This window comes from Paenibacillus eucommiae (genome assembly GCF_017874215.1).
Lineage (GTDB): Bacteria > Bacillota > Bacilli > Paenibacillales > NBRC-103111 > Paenibacillus_AI > Paenibacillus_AI eucommiae.
In genome coordinates this window covers 25,462-49,250 of record NZ_JAGGLB010000009.1, presented here as the reverse complement: position 1 = coordinate 49,250, position 23,789 = coordinate 25,462, and the positions used below count along the sequence as shown (strand labels likewise).

The following is a 23,789-nucleotide window of genomic DNA, read 5'->3' as shown; positions in this document are numbered from 1 at the left end:
TATTAATCAGAGCAGAGCGGGCCTATTTCTTCAGGAGCCTCTTTTTCTTTATGAATAAGAAGACAAACAAAGCAAACAGTACAACTAAAGCGACATAGACGATATTCGAGTATATATCCATGTAACCAACAATTGTTTCCCATGATGCACCTACGGCAGCGCCTATATTTACTAGAACAATATTCCAGATTAGTGAGCCAGCGGTTGTAAGCAGTAGAAAAGTAAAGAAGTTCATGCGCGTACTGCCAGCTGGTATCGAAATTAGACTTCTTAGTAAAGGCACGAGCCGGCAGAAAAAGACAGCCCAAACCCCGTATTTATTGAACCAGTCGTTGACTCTATGTATATCTTTTTTGTTCAAGCGCAGAAAATGACCATATTTACCGACGAGCGTTTCCAGTTTGTTTACATCCAGCAGGACGCCGATGCCATACAGAATAATGGCTCCAATTACAGCGCCAAGCGTTGAAGCAATGACAACACCTATTATACTTAGATCGGAGTAGGTGGTCATAAAGCCGCCAAAGGTCAAAATAATTTCCGATGGAATAGGTGGAAAAACATTCTCAAAAGCAATTAAGAGAAAAATGCCCATGTAACCAAAATCGTTCATAATTCCTGTGATCCAAGCTTCCATCTTTCGAATCTCCTTTTTTGCATTGCTGCAGCTATGATAGGTAAAACTACTTAAAATTACAAGACGCGCTAATCAAGCATGTTTGAAACGACGCAAGCGTTTGATGGAGGAAGCCTTGTTTGCACTCGGACAGAACAAATCTATGACGTCATTCTTTTGGACAGCTGGCTTTTATTAATGGATATGAAGTGATTCAGCAGCTTAGACAAAAGAACATCACAACTCCGCTTCTCATACTGACGGTCATAGATTGGAATTGATGAGAGAATTCTAGAATTGTATGCCAACCATCTCAGGAAACATCTTAAAAAATATAACTACGATAAAAAAATCAAAACGTTTCGCAGACTTGGCTATATACTTTCCGAAAGCAGCAGCAGCGACTTCAGTCTTTTGACTTTATTGCTTTCACGGTGATTTTCATGATATTTGGCATTATTATTAGGCAAGTGCAGAGTACCCTCTACAAGAAGACAGATGAGGAGCTGTTATCGTTCAAAAATAGTCTCAAGAGTTGAGCGGCCAAGGCTTAGAGGTACTGAATGAACGTGGATGTGGAAGAAACGATGCTGCACAATTTACAATTTTCAGTGCAAAATGATGATGGGGGCCGACCGTAAACGGATGCACCAGCTGTGGGTGATCAAGCCGATAGCATTGGTGGCATGGTGTCAAGACCTCATATGCGAATCATAAAATGGTGATCGAGGTTAGCGCTACGGGAATCGGTATTAGCGAAGAGGGATGCGACGCATGTGTTTGAATGGTTTTACCGGGAGGATCAGGCAAGGAGGGTAACAGGAGGATCCGGACTGGGCCGTGTGTAAATTTCGAATTTGTTTTTGTAGTCTTCTCAGAAAAAAATTCTGAGAGTTACATAGCAAGACAGCAAGCCTGGTAAGGTTAGATGACTAAGCGAAAGCCAATGCAAAAGTCGATGCGTAAGTCAACGCCAATGCATAGGACTCAGCAGCCAACAAAAACGCTGCCGGGTCCTGCTTGCGTTAGTAACTCTTAACTTATTCGCTGTGAGCGACGACCAGCTCGTATTTATTTAGGGACGCGCCCAGCATGTATTCTTTAGTATCTCCGCCGCCGCGGTGGGATTCACGGAAGGATTCGCTGGAGGTCCAATTTTTGAAGGATTCCTCGTTTTCCCAAATTGTACATACTTTCATTTCTTCTTCGCCTTCTTTGCCTTCTCCAAGCCAAACCTCCAGACGGTTAAATCCAGGCATTTGCTGAACGCCCTTTGCTGCTGCGAAACGTGCTGCCACTTGTTTTCCGTACCCGGCTTTGATTCGTATTGTATTTGTAACGACTAACATGATGGATCGCCTCCCAAACGGATTTATCGGACACGCCTATTCCTAATGTGCAGGTATGTCCGCTTCTATATATTATAACGTAAGGGGTGGAGCGGACCAAATTTCACTGCTGAGGTATTGAGGCTTGTACCTTGACAGTAAGCGCTGGCTATCTGGATAATGGAATGGTAATCAGGATCTTCAATACATCTTTTAGGAAAGCGGGAAATAGGGATGAAAAATGGAACGCGAATAGCCGTCATCGGAGTCGGCGCAGTGGGATCCACAGCTGCATATACCTTACTTCTCCGCGAAAGAATGGACGAGCTCGTATTAATCGATGCGAACCATGACAAGGCGGTCGGAGATGCACTTGATATGAATCATGGGCTTCCTTTTTTGGGAAAATCGAAGGTATGGGCTGGTACCTTTGAGGATTGCCGGTCCGCAGATATTATCGTTATTGCTGCCGGGGCCGCTCAACAGCCTGGGGAAACCCGAATTGCTCTGCTGCAGCGTAACATTTCTATATTTGAAAGTGTCATTGATGAGATCCTGAAATATAATACGCACGGAATTTTGCTGGTCGCTTCGAATCCGGTTGATATTATGAGCTATTTTTCCTGGAAAAGGTCCGGCTGGCCTTCAAATCGTGTAATAGGTACCGGGACACTGCTCGATAGCGCAAGATTTCGTTATTTGATCGGGAGTCATTTGGATATAGATCCCCGTAGTGTGCATGCGCATATCGTGGGGGAGCATGGGGATTCGGAGCTTCCTCTCTGGAGCCTGGCCAATATTGCCGGGATGGAACCTGAGCTAACCGAAGATGTCAAAGAAACTATTTTTAATAATACCAAGGATGCAGCTTATCAAATCATTCAGGCTAAGGGTGCCACCTATTATGCAATTGCCTTGGCTATTGACCGGATCTGCACGGCTATCCTGCGCAATGAAGGATCCGTTCTTAACGTTTCGACTTTATTGAATAATTACGAGGATATTTCCGATATCTATATAGGAGTGCCTTGTGTTGTTGATCGCCAGGGAGTCCGATCTGTGGTGAAGCTTGATATTTCCGATGGGGAGAGGATACTGCTCCAGCGGTCTGCTGCCAAGCTGAAGGGGATTGTAAGCTCTATTTCTTGATAAAACCGATGATGGATGAACGTAAAGAGTAAAGAGGGAAAATTCTCGTATGACGCTAAAAAATATAGAAATGTTCGAGGGCCTGAGCAATATCGAGCTCGCGAAATTACTGGGAAGACTGGACAAGCTCTATCTTGCTTCGCAAACGGTGTTATTTGCCCAAGGCGACGTAGGGGATCGGATGTATATTATCAAAAGCGGGAGCATTGAGCTGTTCTCCAATGCCGCTGAAGCTACCAGACAGTCTCTTGCCGTTCTGGATGAAGGGGATGCCTTTGGCGAGATGGCGCTGTTGTCGGGGGATGCCCGCTCAGCTGCCGCTGTTGCTGCAATGGACACAGTGCTGTATGTGATCGACAGGGATACTTTTGATAACTTGATTGCAGAGCAGGCAAGTATCTCCAGTTATTTCATCCGTTTGTTATCCAAACGGCTGGTTGTCAATAATGAACGTCTGCAGGCCTCGAAACAAACGGAGGCTCAATTAGTTCTGCGGGATACCGAGCAGTTTCCTGAATATGTATTGGATTTGCTGCTCTGGTGTGCTGAACTGCCGAGGGTCAGTAAACAATTGGTTGCCCATACTTTCACCTTTTCTCTGCAGGAAGAGCTGGAGGCCAATCCTGGGCTGCAGCCATTCCTGCAGGTTGAAACGGAGAATAGCGATTGGTTTACGCTGAAGCCTAGTGTAAGGAGGATATTGTCGGACATATCCGCTGATAAGTTAGGCTATGCCGAGAAGAAGCTATGGGCTGAGAGGGCGGCGGCATACTATGAGGCACAGGGACAATGGGTGGCTTCTGTGGAAATTCATGCCGAGAGGAAAGAATGGGAAGCGGTTTTTGAAACTGTTGAGCGGAGCGCAGATCAGGCCTCGAATGAGCAAAATGAGGGCATCTGCCAAATCCTTACCCGCTGTCCGGAGCCGTTGCTGATTACCCGTTATACGGTTCTGGAAAAGTATATAGAGTGGTGTACCCACCATGCTCCTGAAACCGGGCTATCCTTGGTCGAAATTGCCTTGGAAAAGCAGCATACGTCCTTCACTTCTCAGCAGATCATGTCCATCTATGAGTGGGGGGCCAAGCTTTGCCAACTGCTCGATAGAAAACAGCAGGCGTTGGAATATTTGCAGCAGGCAGAAGCCCTGATCCTGCTTACAGAAAGAAAAGGAAAGCAGGCAGAGGATCAGGAACGAAGCTACGAACTAGCCAAACAAAAATTTTCGAGCCAAAAAAGCCGTTTTCTCGCAGAGCGTGCTAGCAGGCTTATGAAACGAAGCCGGCTCATGGGCTTATTGTTGGTAATAGCCGCGATCGCTTGTGTTGTGATCTTCCATTATATACCTCCAATAGCGGGATTGTCGCGCCATGGGATGGATTTTACAGGTATAGCTCTTGCTGCAGTCATATTGTGGATTGTTAATATTATTCCGGATTACGTTGTAGCTTTGGGGATGGTCATGCTCTGGGTTATGGGCGGTTTGGTCCAGCCGGAGGTTGCTTTGTCCGGGTTCGCTTCAACGACGTGGCTGTTTATGATTTTTATTATGGCATTTAGTGCTGTCATAACCAGGTCGGGCATTTTGTACCGTTTTTCCTTGAATGCGCTGCGGCGCTTCCCGCCTAATTACCGGGGGCAGCTGTGGGGGATTATGGTCGGGGGCGTCATCATGAATCCTATGATTCCATCCTCCTCTGCGAAGGTATCCTTGGGCGTTCCGATTGCCCAGACGCTGGCCGAAGCCATGGGGTTTGCCGAGAGAAGCCGCGGTGCAGCGGGTCTTGGTCTGGCTGCCATGCTGTTTTACGGATTTATGGCGCCTTTTGTCATGACGGGCTCGTACACGAATATTATGGCCTACGGCTTCGTATCGGCTGAACATCCGGTATCCTGGCTGCAGTGGTTTCTTTATGCTTTGCCTGGATTTTTTATTTTTATTGCTGTTTTTATGCTGATGCTGCTCAGAATGCGTACCCCATCGTCTGAGGTCAAGGTGATTTCAGGTGAAGTGCTGGATGAACAGCTTAGGCTTTTGGGACCGATGTCCAAAGAAGAAATTATTTCCCTGACGACGGTTATCGGGTGCATCATCCTGATGATTTTACAGCCGCTGCATGGGATTGACAGTACCTGGGTTATGCTGCTTGGATTCTCTGTACTTGTCATCAGCAGGGTTTTGAACACGGAGACGATTCGGACAGGTATTGACTGGACATTCCTGTTATTTCTTGGGGTTGCTTTCAGCTTTGCTGCTGTGGCCAGAGAACTGGGGATCGTGGAGGCTATGTCCTCTTTTTTGGGCGAGCATATGACTCTATTTATTTCTTCACCCACTTTGTTTCTATTGGCCGTAATCCTGCTGTCCTTTCTGGTAACCTTTGTAGTTAGAGATGATCCTGCAGTTATTTTGCTCGTAACGGCGCTTCTTCCATTGGGCAGCCAGGCCGGAATCCATCCTTGGATTCTTGTGTTTATCATCCTGCTGTCGACAGATCCCTTTATTTTTTCCTATCAATCACCGACTTATCTGACTGCATACTACAGCTCTGAGGGAAAAGCTTTCAGCCACCGGCAGGGGCAAAAGGTTGCTTTCCTGTATGTGTTGGCTGTTCTACTAGTGGGCGTCGCTTGTGTGCCTTATTGGAAATGGCTTGGCTTGATCCAATGAAGCCTGTACGATGATGTGAATTAGGTAGTGTAAATGTGTCTCAGATTATGCTTATGTGTAATATTCCTCTCGGTCAGGAAGCAGACGACTGCTGGCTGTCCGTTTGAGAATGACATGTTCGCCACTTTCTAGTTGAGAGAGGTAAGGGGTGTGGGAGGAACAGCGATAGCGTCCGCATTTAAAGATTTGTTCCACCCCCTGCATCCTTTCCATTCAAGGGAACAAATCTTTAACAGCGGCTGGAGCCCACGCCCCCAATGTTGTCAGGTTAACGAGGGGCAGCGGACGCGAATGGGAAGTCAGCAACTGTAACGGACACCAGCGCTCCTAAGCGCCCCCCAAAAGCCCAGCTGGAATTCTAACGGACATTAGCGCCTCTTACAGCCCTAACGGAGCGTATTTTTCCCTTGTTGAGCGGGTTAAGAGTCGCTGATGTCCGTTAGGATGGGCGACGGATGAAAAAAACGCGTCTAAGGTGCAACCATGTCTAAGCTTGCCCCACTATGCTTCCAATTTTATGGAAACATCAAATATTGGAAATTAAGTTGATTTTATATAAATAAAAAATATCCAAATGAGCCCAATAATAATAATTTTTCCCTTTTAAACGCACTGGGAACGAACAAAATTACTAAAAACAGCTATGGCTTGCCGCGGACCCCCGACATGAAAGCGGCTCTTTTACAGAAAATAGAGCTGGGGCTCTACGAGGAGAGATCAAATTTCATCATATATTGGTAAAATAGTATATTTTCCGCTCTTGAACAACGCTCATATGGAGCTAATATGAAATCCCATTTTTCTGGAAGCGTTGTGGGTCAAGTTTAGGCAACCATGTCCGTTAGAAATCCGTCCGCTCTCCACTTGCCGTTGCTCGGGCTGCTCGGCGCATCGCCTGAGAAGTTGCTTAACCTGACAACATTGGCCCACACCCCTTACCTCCCTATATAAAAATGTTTCTCAAAACAAGCCTGTATGCTAATGTATATAAAGGAATGGTAAAGTAAGAAGTGTTGTAAGAAGTGTTGTAAGAATTGTAGTAAGAAGCGTAGTGAGAAGTGCAGTAGAAAAGAGACGGGTGACACTGACAGATGGGTATAACAGATATAATGTCTTACATGACAGAAGAAAACCTGATGAGCTTGTTGGACAAATACCGATCCTTCGGTCCGGTTCCCGGCATCTTATTAACCTTTATGAAATCTTTCATTCCACCCTTGCCAACGCTCCTGATTGTTGGCGTTAATGCGGCTGTTTATGGCCTCTGGCTGGGATTCCTGTACTCTTGGATTGGTCTTGTGAGCGGCTGCCTGGTAACTTTCGTTATCGTGCGCAAAATTGCCGGGCATCCCTATTTAGAGCGCTGGGCACGCAAGCCCAAAGTGCAGAAAAGTCTGATGTGGGTGCGGCGTAATGCTTTCAGCTATGTTTTTTTGTTAAGTATGTTTCCGATCGGTCCGTTTGTAGTCATTAATATTGCTGCTGGCGTTGCCCGTATGCGTCTTTCTGCCTTTCTAGTAGCAGTTGCCATGGGGAAAGCCGTTATGGTATTTGCGGTTTCTTATATTGGTTATGACTTGACGCGATTTATCGATAATCCGCTGCATATTATTTTTGTGGTCTTATTTATTGGGGCATCTTGGTTGATTAGCAAGAAAATTGAGGCCTATTACACAAGGGAAACGCCGATTAAGGGAGAAAATTAAAGGGAGAAGTAATGGGGTTAGGAGACTAGTTGTGGGGGATAACGGCGATTTTAACTTTTTTCCGAATCGAATCGCGGGAACCCCCGATTCCCCGTCCGATTCTCTAAGAAGTTGTACCGCTGGTCTCTCCAAAGCTATCCGATATCTATTCAAGCTCTATCTCTATGTAATCATTTATAACATGAGAATGGCGAATTTGTCTATAATTTTAGCGAAAAAAATCGAATTGTGTAATATATTCTGACATTAACCCTGTGAAAATGAAGGAGGGTTCCTGAGTGGTTGCTAAAAAACTCCAACGCTCCGCTTTCTGGTTCCTAGCAATTGCAATTCTTATCTTAGTTACAGATATGACTATCGCCAGAACGTTTTCTTTCCAAGAAAATGACCCGATATTGGTCTACGCCGTAATGTTCGATTTTATGCTGGTCATTCCCTTTTTGTTCTGGTTATTTGTTTTACGGAGACAAGGCAAGTCTATTGCCAAAATTTTGCCCTTGCCTCTGTTAGGCGCCATGCTGGCATGGCTTGTTCTTCCAGTGACGATGCGCAATACGGTGTGGAATGCCGCGTGGCCGATTGAAATGCTGATTATTGCCGCGGAAGTCGCTTTTATCGGCTTTGAAGTGAGGGTTTTATACCGTTTTTTCCGCCACTTTAGACAAATTGCCCGTCAAGAAGCAAATACCGGAGAAGCGCTCCGTATAGCGGCACATGAGGTGATCGGAAAGGGGAAGCTGGCATCCTTTTTGCTTCATGATATCACTGTGGTGTATTATCTTTTGTTTTCCTGGAGAAGGCGATCCACTAAGAAAATGGCAACGGTAACTACGGTAGAGACGCTAGCGACAGCGACAGCAAAGGCAACCGCAACAGCGACGATAGCCACTACACCAACAGCGGCAAAAGAGGGTAACGGTTCATCTTTATTTACCTATCACCGCAAAACGAGTCAGGTGCTGTATGCTGCTATTATTACCAAGCTCCTTATTATGGAGGGAGTGGTCGTTCACCTTTTGATTCAGCAGTGGTCACATTGGGTGGCATGGGGTTTGACTATAGCCGATCTCTGGCTGCTTGCTTTAATCTGGGCCGATAGCAGGGCATCCGCACTGCAGCCAATCAAGCTGGATAGAGGCATGCTCCGGCTGAGATATGGTCTGCGGATCCAGGCCGATATACCGACAGCACAAATCGCTGAAGTGGAGACTGCCCGTGAGTACCATCCTGATCAAAAGGAGCAGCAAGATGCGGCTTTACCGCTCCTGTCCACGCCCAATATCCGCATACAATTAAAGCAGCCGATTCAAGTGGAAACCCTGCTTTTTATGCCGCGTAAGGTTACGACAATCTTCTTGGCGCTGGATGAGCCTGAGGCTTTTGTTCAGGAGGTTGGAAAGCAGCTGGAAGCCGTTTCGAAGGCTGAGGATTGAGGTTATGAGGAAGAAAATAGAGCTAAGCTGACCAGACGCTGGATCGATCTTTTTGCCCGGACTGCATACACAAAAAGAAAGAATCACGGCATGGGTGTATGCTGCCCTTCGATTCTTTCTGGCTGGTCAAATATAAAGAGCAATTGCGATGGTTAATTCGATTCCTTGGGAATCCATTCATAGATCTTTCCAGATTCCAGGGAATCGATCAAGCGGTCAAGCCATTTATAATAATGGATGGCCTCTTTTATTTTACGTTGATCTATATCTGTGTAGGCAAGCAGCTTTTCATTAGTCGGATCTGCCTCACGAAGCTTTTCAATCTCTAGTAAGGATTTATTCAGAGAGCTTAGATTCATCTCCATGGATTTGCGCCATTTAATGGAAAAATAATCGGCAAAGTTTTGATGCCAATCCGCCTCCACGTCATAGAGATCCTTCCGCGCTCCTTTTTCCCAAATTTTGTTAATCATTTTTAAATCCAGCAGCGTACGCATACCGGTACTCATGCTGGTTTTGCTCATTCCCATTGTTTGGCCCATCTCATCAAGAGTAACTGGCCCCTCGTGGAAATACATGTTTCCATATAAATGCCCGACAGACAAGGTCACTCCATACAAATCCATGTTGTTAGCAATGGAATCAATTACACGCCGACGCAATTTTTCAATCGTTCTGATTTGTTCCTCATCGAGTCCTTCAAACTCCGCCATGTCCTTCTCTCCCTATGTGCTAACCGAATAACCACAGAACCTATTGTAAATAATGAAAATGTAAAAGTAAAGATTGGCATTCCTAAGGATATGTATGAAATACAGAGTATACGGTATGTAAAGTTCGTAAAGTTAAAACTGTACGTACCATACGGACATATACCCATTTTGACCCAAAATGGCCTAAAGCATACACTTGTGTAAGTACATAACGCACAGCACAGAGCGACTTACAGAGCTAAATACATAAAGGAAAGGGGGAGTATATCTGGCCATTATAGAAGTGAAACACTTAACAAAAGTATTCGGCAATGATCCGAAACGGGCCATTTCATTATTGGAGCAGGGCTGGACGAAAGAGCGGATCGCCAAAGAAACGAAGCTGACGGTTGGCGTAAACCGGGTTAGTTTATCCATCGAGCCAGGGGAAATATTCGTCATTATGGGGCTGTCAGGAAGTGGGAAATCCACTTTAGTCCGTCTATTTAACCGCTTAATTGAACCGACGGCTGGAGAAGTATTAGTAAATGGGCAAAATGTGGTCCAGTTAAGGCCGGAAGAGCTGCGGCAGCTGCGGCGTAAAACGATGAGCATGATTTTTCAGAAGTTTGCCCTATTTCCGCACCGAACCGTTCTACAAAATGTAGAGTACGGTCTAGAGGTGCAAGGGATGGGGAAAGAGGAGCGAAAGCAGCTGGCTACCCAAGCTTTGGAATTAGTGGGCTTGGCAGGCTATGCAGACAGTCGTCCTGATGAGCTCAGTGGAGGCATGCAGCAGCGGGTAGGTTTGGCTCGCGGCCTGGCAACGGCTCCTGACATTTTGCTGATGGATGAGGCTTTTAGCGCACTTGATCCCCTTATCCGCAAGGATATGCAGGATGAACTGCTGGAACTGCAGACCCGCATGAAGAAGACGATCATTTTTATTACCCATGATCTGGCAGAGGCTCTGCGAATTGGAGACCGGATCGCATTGATGAAGGATGGGGCTGTTGTGCAGATTGGTACACCGGAGGAAATTCTTATGAATCCAGCCAATGCTTATGTCGCAAGATTTGTCGAGGATGTAGATTTCTCCAAGGTGCTGACGGCTGCTCATGTTATGATTCGCGCTGAAACGATTACACTTGATCGCGGGCCTCGGGTTGCCCTGCAGCTTATGATTGACCGCGGCATTTCCAATCTGTACGTAGTGGATAAGGCACGTCAACTGATGGGGGTCATTACAGCGGAGGATGCTTCAGCTGCGATCAAGTCGGGGCATACGCTTGAGGCAGTACTGATCCGTGATGTTCCAATTGTATCTCCGGAAACTGTGCTTTCAGAGCTATTCGATGTCGTGAGCAGCACGAAAATTCCGGTTGCCGTCATTGACGACCGTCAGCGGCTGGTTGGGATCATTATCCGGGGCGCAGTTCTAGGAGCCTTGTCCGGATTTCCTGAAGATGAAACGGGTGATAAGCCATGACGATACCCAAAATACCGATAGGAAGCTGGGTGGAATCGGTCGAAGGCTGGTTCGATACGAACTTTGGTCCTGTTCTGGATGCGATCAAGTTTGTGGTTGGCGGAACCGTCAACGGCTTGGCAGAGCTTCTTAATTTTTTTCATCCGCTTATAGTAATCTTAGTATTTTCAATTGTTGCATACTTGATCGGAAGATGGAGAATTGCCGTGTTTACGCTGCTGGGGCTGCTTCTTGTGCTGAATCTCGGTTATTGGGAGCACACCATGCAGACCTTATCGTTAGTGTTGATAGCCTCTTTTATATCGATTGGACTTGGCGTCCCGATTGGCATTCTGTGTGCCAGAAGCATGAAGTTGCAGAATGTGGTTACACCTGTGCTGGACTTTATGCAGACGATGCCAGCATTTGTGTACTTGCTGCCGGCCATCGCTTTTTTCTCCATTGGTGTTGTGCCTGGCGTTTTCGCTTCCGTTATCTTCGCCATTCCGCCCACGATCCGGTTAACGAATTTGGGAATTCGGCAGGTGCCGGAGGATCTGGTGGAAGCGGCAGACGCTTTCGGCTCTACGCCCATGCAGAAGCTCTTCAAGCTGCAGCTGCCTTTGGCCGTACCGACTATTATGGCAGGAATTAACCAGACCATTATGCTATCGCTGTCTATGGTTGTAATATCTTCGATGATCGGGGCTCAGGGTGTAGGAACAGATGTCCTGCGGGCTGTGAATCAAGTGAAGACTGGAGTAGGCTTCGAGGCCGGCTTGGCCGTTGTTGTATTGGCGATTATTCTGGACCGAATGACACAAAATCTTGTAAAGAAAAGCAAAAGGGGATAATACATTATGAAGAAAAAATCATTTTTAATTATATGTACGTTAGTATTGGCATTTGCAGTATTGGCAGGATGTACGAAGACGAGCGATAAAAAGATAAAACTGACTTATGTAGCATGGGATTCTGAAATTGCCAGTACCAATGTGGTCAGAGAAGTGCTGGAGAGCAAGCTCGGCTATAAGGTAGAAATGCTTCAGGTGGATGCTGGACCTATGTATCTTGGGGTTTCTGATGGCACTGCAGATGCTATGGTTGCTGCTTGGCTGCCTTCTACACATGGTGAGCTTTACTATGAGCCTAATAAAGACAAGTTCGAGGATTTGGGTGTGAACCTGACTGGAACTAAGCTTGGACTTGCAGTCCCGACATATATGGAAATTAACTCTATAGAAGACCTGGCTGCCGATGAAATTGGCAAATCAGTCGATCATACGATTGTCGGCATCGAGCCGGGAGCAGGTATCATGAGCGCGACACATGCAGCCAAAGAACAATACGGCTTAGCCAGCTGGAAAATACTCGAAAGCTCTTCGGCAGCAATGGCCAAAACCCTGCAGGCTGCTTATGACAAGCAGGAGCCGATCATCGTCACAGCCTGGACACCACACTGGATGTTCGCCAAGATGGATTTGCGGTATTTAGCTGATCCCAAGGGCACCTTCGGCAGCGAGGAGCAAATCCATACAATTGTTCGTAAAGGCTTGAAAGAAGATCATCCGGACGCTTACCGCTTCCTCGATCAATTCGAATGGACGCCAGCCGATATGGAACAAGTCATGATCGACATTGTCGAAGGCATGAGCGAACAGGAAGCCGCCAAGAAATGGGTAGAGGCGAATGCAGGCAAAGTGGATGCTTGGATTTCAGGAATTTAATAATTTGTTGGTAAAGAGCTGCAGCCCATAGGGTTGCGGCTCTTTTAGTTTTTGAGCGACCGATATTACCCCTTCATTCTCGTGCATTCTCGTTCATTCTAGGCGTGGCATGTCATGTCATGTTCGGCACTTTGGAGCTGAGAGGGAGGGGCGTGGGAGGAATGATGCCAATGTTGTCAGGTTAAGTGGCTAAATGTGTGCGGTTTTCCGCCTACACTTGCCGTTTCTGCTCGCGCAAGCACATTGTGGTCGGTTTTTGCCTACATTTGGCCTCTTCGCCCCGTGCAAGCACATTGTGGTCGGTTTTCCGCCTACATTCGACCATTTCGGATTGGGCATGCCTTCTAATTGGGGAAAGCTAAAACTTCAACTTGCATGTTAACCTGACAACATTGGGAATGGTGCTAGTAGCCCGCCTAGTAGCAGTCAGTCCTCAACCGAAATGAGCGTGTACTCCACTTAACGATGTTTTTCATCGTTAAAGTAAGTGATCTCAGGTTAACTGGCACGTTAATGATGATTTTCATCGTTAAAAGAGCACGGATGACATCTTTGTGGGGAAAAAAGGGATTTATCGATGTTTTTCATTGTTAAAGTAAGGTTATGGACCTGGCCCGATGCTTTTAGCGATGAAAAACATCGTTAAAGGAGCAGGCCTTCTCAGCTGCGTGCGCTCTTCATTCCCAGCGCCTGCGCCCGCTAGGAAAGCTCTACTAACCAAAAGAAAAAGCCTTGCTGGCTGTCCGTTTGAGTTTGCTGTTCATGTGATTCGTGCGATTGTAGCTAAAGAGAGTGAATGGGTGTGGGAGGAAGAGCGATAGTGTCCACCTTTAAAGATTTGTTCCTACCACCTCATCCATTCCAATCAGGGAACAAATCTTTAAACAGCGGCTGGAGGAGCCCACAGCCATTCCCTCCGCAACGCACCCAAGTCACGAACATGCACCTCAAAGGACACCGCAAGGGACTGTTGACAAAAGTCAATTTTACGAAAAAAGACTTTTAGTTTCCCAGTGTTTATGCGGGTTCTCAAACGTCAATTTCGTCAAAAAGGTAATTTGTTAACAGTCCCAAAAGGCATTTTTCTTATGCAAATAGTAAAGGCACGCAATGTCTGCCTCTGGAATACGCTGTTTCTAGGCAAATAACCATTGATCTGGAGGTCGACCATGAACCAATATCCCGTGTATCCTTATTACAGTTCAAAAACCAAGTGTGAGGAGCAGCCGATTGCCTTTCCACCGCAGTATCAGCCTGGACAGCCTGGACTGGAGTATGAGATGGTCCCAAGGCCAATTTTCGAGAACCCTTCTTATATAGGAAGTCGCAAACTGCACAATCGGGTGGCCATTATCACGGGGGGAGACAGTGGAATCGGACGTGCTACGGCTATAGCATTTGCCAAAGAGGGGGCGGATGTCGTCATCGCCTATCTCTATGAACAGCGTGATGCGGACGAAACCAAAGCCAGAATTGAGCAGCTTGGAAGAAGATGCCTAGCCATTCGCATTGATTTATGCTCTAAAGCAGCTTGCTGCTCCGTGGTTGAACAAACCTTGCAAGCTTTTGGGAAGCTTGACATTCTAGTCAACAACATAGGGGTGCAGTTCCCCCAGGAAAGCCTGTTGGATATTTCTGAGGAGCAGCTGGAGCTGACCTTCCGCACGAATATTTTTTCGTTTATCTTTATGTCTCAAGCAGCGTTACCCCATCTAAAATGCGGAAGCTCGATTATTAACACAGCCTCCATAACCGCCTATCAAGGAGAAAAAACGCTGATCGATTATTCTGCCACCAAAGGGGCAATCGTATCCTTTACCCGTTCTTTTGCGCTGTCGGTCGTTCAGCAAGGCGTTCGTGTCAATGCTGTGGCGCCAGGCCCCATATGGACCCCGCTTATTCCTTCAAGCTATTCGGCTGAGCGCGTCGCCATATTCGGTACCGATACGCCTATGAAGCGGGCTGGGCAGCCTTTTGAGCTGGCACCTGCCTATGTTTATCTGGCGAGCGATGATTCGGGCTTTGTGACTGGGGAGACCATGCACGTAAATGGTGGGGATTTCATAACTTCTTAGCCTGCCAATTGAATAAGAAAGTATATAGCGAAAGTTAAAGCCTTCCTGGTTGACGGGAGGGTTTTATTGATTGTCTACAGAGATGCACATTCCAATACATATAATTATTGTAAATATCGCTAATATCTCTAATATTGCAAAAAAAGCATATTGACAAAAGTGCAATAAAAAAATAAAATGAATATATACTTTATATTTGTAAGTTAATAATTTTATTAAAGTAAATGGAGGTAGTTTAACATGGCAAAAACAAAATGGAATATCGATGCATCACACAGCAGTGTAGACTTCACAATCAGGCATATGATGATTGCCAAGGTGAAAGGAACCTTTCACACATTTGAAGCGGAAGTTGAGTCAGATATCACAGATCTTACGTCCGCGGACATTCGGTTCTCCGTAGATTTAAGCAGTATCGACACTCGCAATGGTGACCGGGATGCCCATTTGCGTTCTGCTGATTTCTTCGATGTCGAGAACAATCCTAAGCTTACCTTCGAATCGACGCAAATTGTTTCAGCTGGCGACGATGAGTACAAAGTGACCGGGAATGTGACGCTTCATGGTGTAACCCGCGCTGAAACCTTTGCAGTTACTTTCGAAGGAGCAGGTAAAGATCCATGGGGTAATGAGAAGGTAGGATACAGTGTCCAGGGAGTTCTTAAAAGAAGTGATTATGGCTTAACCTACAATGCAGCTTTGGAAACTGGCGGAGTGCTTATTGGAGACGAAGTTAAAATTTCCCTTGATATCGAAGCTTCTGCTGTCTAAGTCCAATCCTCCTGAGCTATCTTCATTTACTTTTACTGCATATAACAGGCCATCCTTGATCGGGATGGCTTTTCTGTGTCAGAAAATATGTTTTTCGGCGCTGATCAAAATATACGCTAAGCCTTCCGTTATGCTTGAAGGCTTAGCGTATATTTTGGAAAAGTGATGGAGGACCATTGTTTAAACTTACTTATGTGGCCGAAGAAGAACGGAAGAACAATTGGCAGCAGCAGACGACAGCTGTCGGTGGCGATCATTTGGCTGCCCGGCTTTCCGGGTTTATCTAGAAGCTGTTATCGAAGGAGTTTATGAATGAGGAAGATGAATCATTGAAAACGACAACGACAAGGATGATAATAATAATGATAAGGGCGTAGAGCGCCGTTCCAATAATCCCGCAGACGAGTCCAGCAATGGCCATGCCTTTTCCCTGCTCGCCGGTTCTCTTGATCTCCTTGAAGGAGATGCTGGCGAATACGATGGCTACTATACCGATAATTAGGCCCAGATAAGGAATGACAAGGGAGCAGATGCCCAATACCATGGCCGCGATGGATTTCCCGTTCGTTCTGGGTGGCGGCTGATGAGGCGGAGGTGTAAACTTGGAGAAGTTGTTGTAAGGCTGTTGATCTTTTGAATAGGGATCCATGTGGAGCCTCCTGATTAGTTATTATGCCCATTATACTTGGATCAGATTTATAATTCTACCTTCCGGACAAGGAATAGAGGAACAAAGTATTGAAATTAGAAGTGTGGAAACAATGAGCTTCTCATACGAGGGCATATGGCTAGAGAGACTGATGTTGAAATAAGGAGGATAACGAGTTCATGAATGAATTATTTGAAGGAAATGATTCCGAGTGGTTTTGGAGTATTATCGCAATGGCTGCTACAAACAGGCAAAAACTAAAAGAAATTTTATCCACTTTCAACAAAAAAGATATCATAAAGTTTCAGGAGCAATTTCTTGATGCTTCAATCGAATTACAAGATGAACCTTATTTAGCATTTATGGAACAATCTGAAGATGGGGTTGAGGATATTGCAAATTGGATAGTTAGCAACGGAAGAAATTATTACGATCATATTTTAAATAATCCAGAAGAAATTCCATATTCAGTTAATGACGTTACGGATCAAATATTATTCGGGGTAGCTGATGAGGTTTGTTACGAAATTTATGGTGAGCCAACAGGGGTTTATTAGGCCTTCTGAGATCATCGAGAATCCCGATTCCCGATTCCAATGTTCTGAATGAGGATCGGGTGCGGTTAACGATGAAAATGAGGCTGTCGATTAACTGGGTACAACTCAAACTCCCACTGAAATCGATCAAAAATCGCCTTTCAGCAGCCTTGGAGGCTCCCCCTGCCTTGGAGGCCAAAGCCTTGGAAGCTACCCATAGTAAATACTTCAAAAGTGCAGGAAAATAGTCACTTGGAGCGCTCAAACGGACAAGAGACGCCTAAAATCCTGCAGATTTGCAGTAATTTCCTTTTATGGGTGCATTGGGGTCCAAAAATGATGTACTTACGCATCTTTTTGTCCACTGTTAATCGACAGCCACAAAATCATCGTTAAGTAGAGATCCTTCTCAGCTGACACTTGTCACTTTAAGGGATAGGGGTTAAACTATCTTGTGAGAGCGCTTGCTTACTGCTGTCCAGCAGTAGTGAGGCAGCACTAAGGCAGCAGTAAAGGCTATTATTATTCAGTTTCAGTAGCTGCTGAACAGAGTACTTCTACTCCAAAGATGTAAGAGAAAAAGGGGGAATTTTCTTGTTTCGTGTTCTTATCGCCGAAGATGAATTCCTGGTACGCATCGGAGTGAAAAATTCGATTCCGTGGGAGCAATATGACATGTCGGTTATAGCCGATGTCTCCAACGGCAAGGAAGCATGGGATATTTATGTGAGGGATAGGCCTGATCTCATTATTACGGATATTAGAATGCCTATTATGGATGGGATGGAGCTGATAGAACGCATTCGCGAGAAGGATCATGCGACCAAGATCGTGATTTTATCGTGTCTGAGTGAATTTGAATTGGCCCGCAAAGCACTCTCCTTAGGCGTAAATGATTACATTCTTAAATTGACCATGACTCCCGAAGAGATGCAGCACGTCATTGCCAAGATTTCCTCGGAAATGACCGTCAAGAGTGCGCCTGTGTCAACTGAAGAGAGTCGGGTGCAGCGGTCAGAGCGGCATGAAAAGCTGCTTAAGGATTTCCTGTTCCGCGAGCTTTATTCCGTCGAGGAATTTGTTGCGCTAGCAGACGGGCTTCAGTGGCGAAGCTCTACAGACCACCTGCTGCTTTGTCTAATGGAAATTGACCGTTATGACGCGCTCCGAGACAGCTATAAGGATGAATACGGACATCTTACAGAAATGAATTTGTTTAATGTGCTGCACAATGTTGTGGGAACCTATGAGTACGCTCAGGTTGTGCACGACCAGAAGAACCGGTTCATGCTCTTGATTAGCTCTGCTCATGTTCAGGGAAATGAATCCTTTCAACAAGAAATGGATCAGCTTCTGCAGCATCTTTTGCAGCATCTTCGGCAGGTCTTATTTACGTATTTCAATACTACGGTTACCTTCGGAATGAGCAGCATCCACAGCGGCTATTCACAAATCAAGGCATTGTACAAAGAGAGTCTGATGACGCTGGAAATGAAGTTCGTAAGGGGAGAAGGATCGACGTTATGGTACTCGCAAGAAAATGTGCAGCAATTCCGGGATGATGTAAGGGGAGCTTTCGCGAAGCTGGAGTCTTCTTGGAGTCATTTGGAGGAAGCGCTGCGAAAAGCTCTTTCTGAGCAGGTTCATCTTTTTATGGATGCGGGTAAATATGATCCAACCGATGTGCTGAACTTTTTTTTACGGTTGATGCAAGTACCGCTTTTTACAGTTCGGCTGCAAGGAGAGTCCGTCTGGAGCAATCATGAGCAGGCTTCTGCAAGCATTCGCGATGCCCGTACTTTACGGGAAGCGATGGGCTATTTCCGGAACTACCTGAACCAGCTTATTCAAGGTAGTGTCAAGACTCCGAAGTGGAGCAAGGAGGTAGCGGAAGCGGTAGCTTATATCGAGATGCATTACAGACAGGCAATCACACTGCAGGAGTTGGCCAAGCAGGTTAATCTGAGCGCCAATTATTTCAGTACCCTGTTTAAAAAAGAAACCAAATGCAGCCCCATTGATTACCTGATTCAGTACCGGATCGGCAAAGCAAAAGAATTGCTGCTGGAAACCGATCACCGCACTTATGAAATCGCCGAGATGGTGGGGATTCCCGACCATAGCTATTTCAGCCGTATTTTCAAGAAAATGACGGGGATGAACCCGAAAAGCTTTCGGATTAGTCCGGATCGGAATGGGGAATATGCGTATGCAGATCAGCCTTAAGCGCCAGCTGAGTCTTATGTTCCTTTTTATCAGTATACTGATTATGATTGTCAGCTCTGTGCTTGTTTATTTACAGGTCCTGGACATTTTGAAATCAAGGTCGGAGCAGTCGACGGTCCAGTTGTTCCGGCATGTTGAACGCGGCATCACTTCATTTCGCAATGAGGCCGAGCAGGTATCGGTCAGCTTGCTCATGGAGCCGATTATCAGAGAAGTACTAGAGCAGAGGGGGTCGAAGGTCGATCACCTTTTTTTGACATTGGAATTAAGAGAGCTGTTCAAGCAAACCATGGCCAAGTACACCTATTTTGACTCCATTTATTTATTTACCGAGGAAGGGGAGATGGTCGGTGTAACGAATTCCCGGGGCTACAGCTTAACCACGACCAAAAATCATCCCTTTTATAAAACATCTATATATCGCGCCAGTGCCAGTCAATATACCCAGGTTCATTGGTATGGAGGCCAGCGCCAGGCTGATTTTATGGAAGACCCCCAAGTAACAGAACGAGCTCTCGTTCCAGATCTTCTTACTTTCGCACGTTATGTCAAAGTTCTGAACAATGAAGACCGCAGCGGCATACTTGTTTTTAATATAAAAGAAAAAGAACTGGCCTCCGTGTACCAGGACTTGTCGGATTCCGAGGAAATGAGAACGTATATCGTGGACCAAGAGGGGACGATCATCTCTGCGTTAAACAAAGCCGATTTGGGTCAGCAGGGCGAAACCATCAACAGCGAGGGGGATGCTTATGGCAGCTTTTCACAATGGGGCGAAAAGCCTCAGCAGGTGGTATACTACCGCTTGCCGAGCAATAACTGGATGCTGATCAAAGAGATACCTATGGTTTTGTTTAACAAAGATGTGATGAAGCTGCAGCAAATTCTGTTAATAGTATTTGTTATCAGCTTATTGCTAATCGTTTTTTTGACGCTGTACTGGACGAATCTGATCCTATATCCATTGAAAGAGCTTGCAGAAAAAATGCAAAGCCTGGAACGTGGGAAGCTGGGTGTTCTTATTCAGCGTTTTCCAGCGAACGAAATTGGTCTGTTGGGCAGGCATTTCAACCGGATGTCGCTGAGTATAGCCGAATTAATTGAGCAGAATGAGAAGACGGAAGGGAAAAAGCGGCAAAGCGAGGTTAAAGCGCTGCAGGCGCAAATCACTCCGCATTTCCTGCACAATACGCTAAACAGCATCAAATGGATGGCGATCGTAAGCAACTCCCGCAATATAGCGGATAGTATTACAACACTTGGCAAAATGCTGCATCTTTTCTATAAGGATACTTCTTTATTTTGCAGTGTAAAAGATGAAATTGAGTATATCGTGCATTATGTGAAAATGATGAATATGCGATATGGCGAAGGGATTAAGCTGCAGATTGAATGTCCGGAGTCTTTGCAGGGGGCAAGCATGCTTAAATTAATTTTGCAGCCGATTGTAGAGAATGCTTTTCTCCATGGCTTTGAACAGAAGCATTATAAAGGTCTAATTCAAATTAGTGTGCATGATGAGGGCGGGCATTTAATGATCCAGGTGACAGATGACGGATCCGGGATGACAGAGGAGCGGCTGGAACAAATACGCAGCAATATGAATGCGGTTAGCAGTGAGCTTACTCCTGTGAACTCGATAGGAATCAGCAACACGCATACCCGTATCCAGCTGCACTATGGGAGTGAATATGGCCTTACCTTGCAAAGTGAACACGGCACAGGCACGGTCGCCACCCTGCACATTCCGAAAATAGTGCTATAAACGGGAAGATAATGCTAGAAGGAATTAGGGCAAGGCAAGCGGCATAAGATCCTCGCATATTATAGATGAATTGTGCATGTTCGAACGCTGCTGTTATGAGGTACTTTTAAAGCGAAGGAAAGCTTATTTCAAACTTAACATATGGGGGAAGATGAGAGCGATGGAGAGAGTTGAACAGCCCTGCCGCAATTTTCAGTTTCTATCTTCGGCAGTGATCCAGGATCCACAGGATGGAAATGAGAAAGTGGTTTTTGCGAGCTTTGTAACGAAGGGGAAAGGCGAGCTCATTGTGATCGACCCGGTTACGGGGGGAGGGGAAAGGATCGTGCTCCCTGAAGGTCCTGGAGCTTGGGCGCTGCATAATTGGCAGAGTGACAAGCTGCTTGTTGGAACTTGCGAGCATTACCCGCAGGCGCAGCTGTTCAGTCTTGACTTGAAGAGCCGGACATGGGCCGAGCCGCTGTGGGTTGAAGATGAAACCTACATTTGGAACTGGGCGGAGGGCTCGGATGGAATGATTTACGGCGGGACGTATCCAGGCTGTTTGCTGCTGCAATATGATCCTCACCAGCATGTGCTGAGAAATCTGGGCAGAGCGTCTGACAATCTGGAAAATATGTACTTGCGGGAAGTGAATGGAAGCATACCTGGCTTTATTCTGATATCGGGAGGCTATCAGTCGACTTTCGTGAGGGCGTGGGATATTGAAAAGGAAGTATTCTTTGATTTCTGCGAAGCTCCTGCTGAATTGGATCAGCTGACCGATACTTACCTGCGCATTAAAATAAAAGATCAACTTGTCTATTACGATCCGCGTACATTCAGCCTCATGGAACCGCCTCATTTAGAGGCTGCTATGGAGGAAGTTTCACCAGCCAGACCTCTGGGAACCTGCGTGCAAATTCTGGGCGACGGGAGAACAATAGGCATTCGCGGCCAGCAGTACTGGATTCAAGAGACGGACGGGATATGCTCTCCCTTGCTCGATATTCCTGTAGAAGCTCCTCCTTCGGCTATATTGACACTAACGGCGGACGAGGAAGGACGTATTTGGGGATCCAGTAATTTCGGCCAGACAATTTTCAGTTATGTGCCTGCTTCAGGGTCGTATTGGAATTCTCCTGTAGTTTGCAATAGTGGCGGAGAGGTATACGGGATGTGTGTAGTCGAGGGGCGGCTCTTCCTGGCGGCATATTCAGGCGGAGATCATGTGGTGTATGATCCGGCGCAGCCTTGGAACCAGCTTGACAATATCAATCCGCGGACGCTGCAGACTGTAGCTCCGCAGCTGGTGAGGCCGAGCGGCAAAAGTGTAGTTGGACCGGACGGAGCGGTCTGGACTGGCTGGGCTGCGAAGTATGGGACCTACGGCGGAGGGCTCTCCCGCGTAGACCCGCAGACGCTGGAGGTTCTCAGCTGGTATGATCCCGTGCCTGAACAGCAAATCGTTGGCTTGTCGGCAGACAGCAGGTACTTGTATTTCACAACCGATACAGCGGGCAACGGATTAAAGGCCAAGAGCACCTCACGCTATTTGGTTGTGTGGGATCCGGCAGCCTCGGCGGAAGTTCACCGCGAGCTGCTCGAAGAGCCTGAAGCGCTGCGGGTCCTTCTAGCTTGCGCGGGGCGTGTCTGGATGGAGAGGGATGGGCAGATCCATATCTTCAATCCTCAGACGCTATCCTGGGAAAACCCGATCCCGCTTGGGGAGTCATGCACCTGTATGGTCCAGGTGAATGATGCGACCATTGCTCTTTTTGGTGAGCGGTATTTGTATGAGCTTCATGTGGAGCATCGGAAGGCCGTGCAGGTTGGAGAATTGCCAGGGGATGTTGGCACAGCGGTTGTAAGCCCAAATGACGAGATGTTTTTCGCATCGGGCAGCTGGCTGTACAGGTTGGGACTTCGGCGAGTAGAGAACGGAGGACTTTAATGAAAATTTATATCATGACGGATATGGAAGGCGTTTGCGGCGTTGTGAATCATGATGATTGGGTTACGCGGCAAGGCATCTATTATGAAGAGGGCAAAAGACTGCTGACCGCAGAGGTCAATGCGGCGATCGCTGGCTTTGCTGCTGCAGGAGCGACGGAAATCAGGGTCATGGATGGACATGGCTATGGCGGGATCAACAATGTACTGCTTGACCGGAGAGCGAGCTATGTAAGGGGGCCGAGTCCATACCCGGATCCTTATCCGTTTACACTCGATGCTTCATTTGATGCGATGGCCTGGGTCGGCCAGCATGCTAAGGCTGGTACGGAGTACGCACATATGGCCCATACCGGCTGGTTCAACGTGCTGGACTATCAAATTAATGGAATCTCTATTGGCGAATTTGGACAAATGGCTATGTGTGGTGCAGCCTTAGGGGTGAGATCTATTTTTGGAGCGGGGGACGAGGCTTTTGCTCAAGAAGCAGCAGCGCTGGTCAATGGGATCGAAACCGTCAGTGTCAAGCGTGGGTTCATTCCGGGGAGCGGAGATGCATATAACACGGAGGGCTACAAAGAACGTAATAACGGAGCCATCCATATGCATCCTGAGGTAGCGTGTGAGCTTATCCGGGCTGGTGCGGAGAGAGCGCTGCGCAGATTTACCGAGGACAGAGAGCAATTTGCCCTGCTGCAGCTGCAGGCACCCTATCGGCGGGAAATCCGTTATCGCAGTGACGGTACGAAAGCGGCTTATACGCACTATTCCGAGCATCCGGATAGTGTCATCGATCTGCTTAATGGAAAGTAGAGTAAGGCATATCTGTACGGATGTTCACGAAATGTATACGTTATGCGTATGTAGCGTGCAGTGTAGAGGAAATGTGGAAGGTACTAGGACGATAACGCTTTCACACCGTAAAATAATCCGATTGAATCGCGTATAGGGTTGTAAGGGGTTTCAGAAAATGGAGTATATAGTGCTTGATTATCGAAACATATTGAATGTACCTAGGTTTGCCGCAGGTCCTATAATAAACCTT

Annotated in this window: 18 protein-coding genes; 14 read left to right on the top strand and 4 right to left on the bottom strand. The window is 46.6% G+C overall.

Translation table 11 applies throughout. The features are described 5' to 3' along the window. Positions 1-22: 22 nt before the first annotated feature. Both J2Z66_RS14915 and J2Z66_RS14910 read right to left on the bottom strand, forming a co-directional pair. Entirely contained in the window at positions 23-637 is a 615-nt protein-coding gene (locus J2Z66_RS14915) for a DedA family protein (protein WP_209972242.1), read from the bottom strand. 1,019 nt (positions 638-1,656) lie between these two features. Beyond that, positions 1,657-1,965: an antibiotic biosynthesis monooxygenase gene (locus tag J2Z66_RS14910; protein WP_209972241.1), complete on the bottom strand. Its 309-nt coding sequence runs from the start codon at positions 1,963-1,965 to the stop codon at positions 1,657-1,659. 213 nt (positions 1,966-2,178) lie between these two features. On the opposite strand from J2Z66_RS14910, the gene J2Z66_RS14905 reads away from it, so the two are divergent. The 4 genes from J2Z66_RS14905 to J2Z66_RS14890 all read left to right on the top strand — a co-directional run bounded on the left by J2Z66_RS14905 (position 2,179) and on the right by J2Z66_RS14890 (position 8,903). Next, positions 2,179-3,093 carry an L-lactate dehydrogenase gene (locus J2Z66_RS14905; RefSeq protein WP_209972240.1) on the top strand — a complete coding sequence of 305 codons (915 nt, stop codon included), beginning with the start codon at positions 2,179-2,181 and terminating at the stop codon, positions 3,091-3,093. Positions 3,094-3,142: 49 nt separating this feature from the next. After that, on the top strand, positions 3,143-5,764 hold the full coding sequence (locus J2Z66_RS14900; RefSeq protein WP_209972239.1) for an SLC13 family permease: 2,622 nt from the start codon (positions 3,143-3,145) through the stop codon (positions 5,762-5,764). A 1,091-nt stretch (positions 5,765-6,855) separates the two neighbouring features. After that, complete coding sequence (locus J2Z66_RS14895; RefSeq protein ID WP_209972238.1) at positions 6,856-7,470, top strand: TVP38/TMEM64 family protein; 615 nt, start codon at positions 6,856-6,858, stop codon at positions 7,468-7,470. A 278-nt stretch (positions 7,471-7,748) separates the two neighbouring features. Further along, positions 7,749-8,903, top strand: a complete 1,155-nt coding sequence (locus J2Z66_RS14890) for a hypothetical protein (RefSeq protein WP_209972237.1) — start codon at positions 7,749-7,751, stop codon at positions 8,901-8,903. Positions 8,904-9,055: 152 nt separating this feature from the next. Here J2Z66_RS14890 and J2Z66_RS14885 read toward each other — a convergent pair whose 3' ends face one another. After that, positions 9,056-9,616 (bottom strand): GbsR/MarR family transcriptional regulator, encoded by a 561-nt coding sequence (locus tag J2Z66_RS14885; protein WP_209972236.1) that lies wholly within the window; start codon positions 9,614-9,616, stop codon positions 9,056-9,058. A 268-nt stretch (positions 9,617-9,884) separates the two neighbouring features. On the opposite strand from J2Z66_RS14885, the gene J2Z66_RS14880 reads away from it, so the two are divergent. From J2Z66_RS14880 to J2Z66_RS14860, 5 genes are all read left to right on the top strand, one after another. Then, positions 9,885-11,084, top strand: coding sequence for a quaternary amine ABC transporter ATP-binding protein (locus J2Z66_RS14880; protein WP_209972389.1), 1,200 nt, complete (start codon positions 9,885-9,887; stop codon positions 11,082-11,084). Further along, positions 11,081-11,917 (top strand): ABC transporter permease, encoded by an 837-nt coding sequence (locus J2Z66_RS14875; protein ID WP_209972235.1) that lies wholly within the window; start codon positions 11,081-11,083, stop codon positions 11,915-11,917. The genes J2Z66_RS14880 and J2Z66_RS14875 overlap by 4 nt, the downstream gene beginning before the upstream one ends. Before the next feature lie 6 nt (positions 11,918-11,923). Then, the gene (locus J2Z66_RS14870; protein WP_209972234.1) at positions 11,924-12,790 is read left to right on the top strand and encodes a glycine betaine ABC transporter substrate-binding protein; all 867 of its coding nucleotides are present in this window, start codon (positions 11,924-11,926) and stop codon (positions 12,788-12,790) included. Positions 12,791-13,959: 1,169 nt separating this feature from the next. Beyond that, positions 13,960-14,865 carry an SDR family oxidoreductase gene (locus J2Z66_RS14865; protein WP_209972233.1) on the top strand — a complete coding sequence of 302 codons (906 nt, stop codon included), beginning with the start codon at positions 13,960-13,962 and terminating at the stop codon, positions 14,863-14,865. A 240-nt stretch (positions 14,866-15,105) separates the two neighbouring features. Continuing rightward, complete coding sequence (locus tag J2Z66_RS14860) at positions 15,106-15,636, top strand: YceI family protein (RefSeq protein WP_209972232.1); 531 nt, start codon at positions 15,106-15,108, stop codon at positions 15,634-15,636. A gap of 283 nt (positions 15,637-15,919) precedes the next feature. Here the strand turns inward: J2Z66_RS14860 and J2Z66_RS14855 are convergent, their stop codons facing one another. Further along, positions 15,920-16,285 carry a DUF4190 domain-containing protein gene (locus J2Z66_RS14855; RefSeq protein ID WP_209972231.1) on the bottom strand — a complete coding sequence of 122 codons (366 nt, stop codon included), beginning with the start codon at positions 16,283-16,285 and terminating at the stop codon, positions 15,920-15,922. Between the two features lie 179 nt (positions 16,286-16,464). On the opposite strand from J2Z66_RS14855, the gene J2Z66_RS14850 reads away from it, so the two are divergent. From J2Z66_RS14850 to J2Z66_RS14830, 5 genes are all read left to right on the top strand, one after another. Further along, complete coding sequence (locus J2Z66_RS14850; protein ID WP_209972230.1) at positions 16,465-16,842, top strand: DUF4240 domain-containing protein; 378 nt, start codon at positions 16,465-16,467, stop codon at positions 16,840-16,842. A gap of 573 nt (positions 16,843-17,415) precedes the next feature. After that, positions 17,416-19,047: a response regulator transcription factor gene (locus J2Z66_RS14845; RefSeq protein ID WP_209972229.1), complete on the top strand. Its 1,632-nt coding sequence runs from the start codon at positions 17,416-17,418 to the stop codon at positions 19,045-19,047. Further along, entirely contained in the window at positions 19,031-20,812 is a 1,782-nt protein-coding gene (locus tag J2Z66_RS14840) for a cache domain-containing sensor histidine kinase (RefSeq protein WP_209972228.1), read from the top strand. The genes J2Z66_RS14845 and J2Z66_RS14840 overlap by 17 nt, the downstream gene beginning before the upstream one ends. A 160-nt stretch (positions 20,813-20,972) precedes the next feature. Then, on the top strand, positions 20,973-22,745 hold the full coding sequence (locus tag J2Z66_RS14835) for an NHL repeat-containing protein (RefSeq protein ID WP_209972227.1): 1,773 nt from the start codon (positions 20,973-20,975) through the stop codon (positions 22,743-22,745). Continuing rightward, the gene (locus J2Z66_RS14830; RefSeq protein WP_209972226.1) at positions 22,745-23,557 is read left to right on the top strand and encodes a M55 family metallopeptidase; all 813 of its coding nucleotides are present in this window, start codon (positions 22,745-22,747) and stop codon (positions 23,555-23,557) included. The genes J2Z66_RS14835 and J2Z66_RS14830 overlap by 1 nt, the downstream gene beginning before the upstream one ends. Positions 23,558-23,789 lie beyond the last annotated feature (232 nt).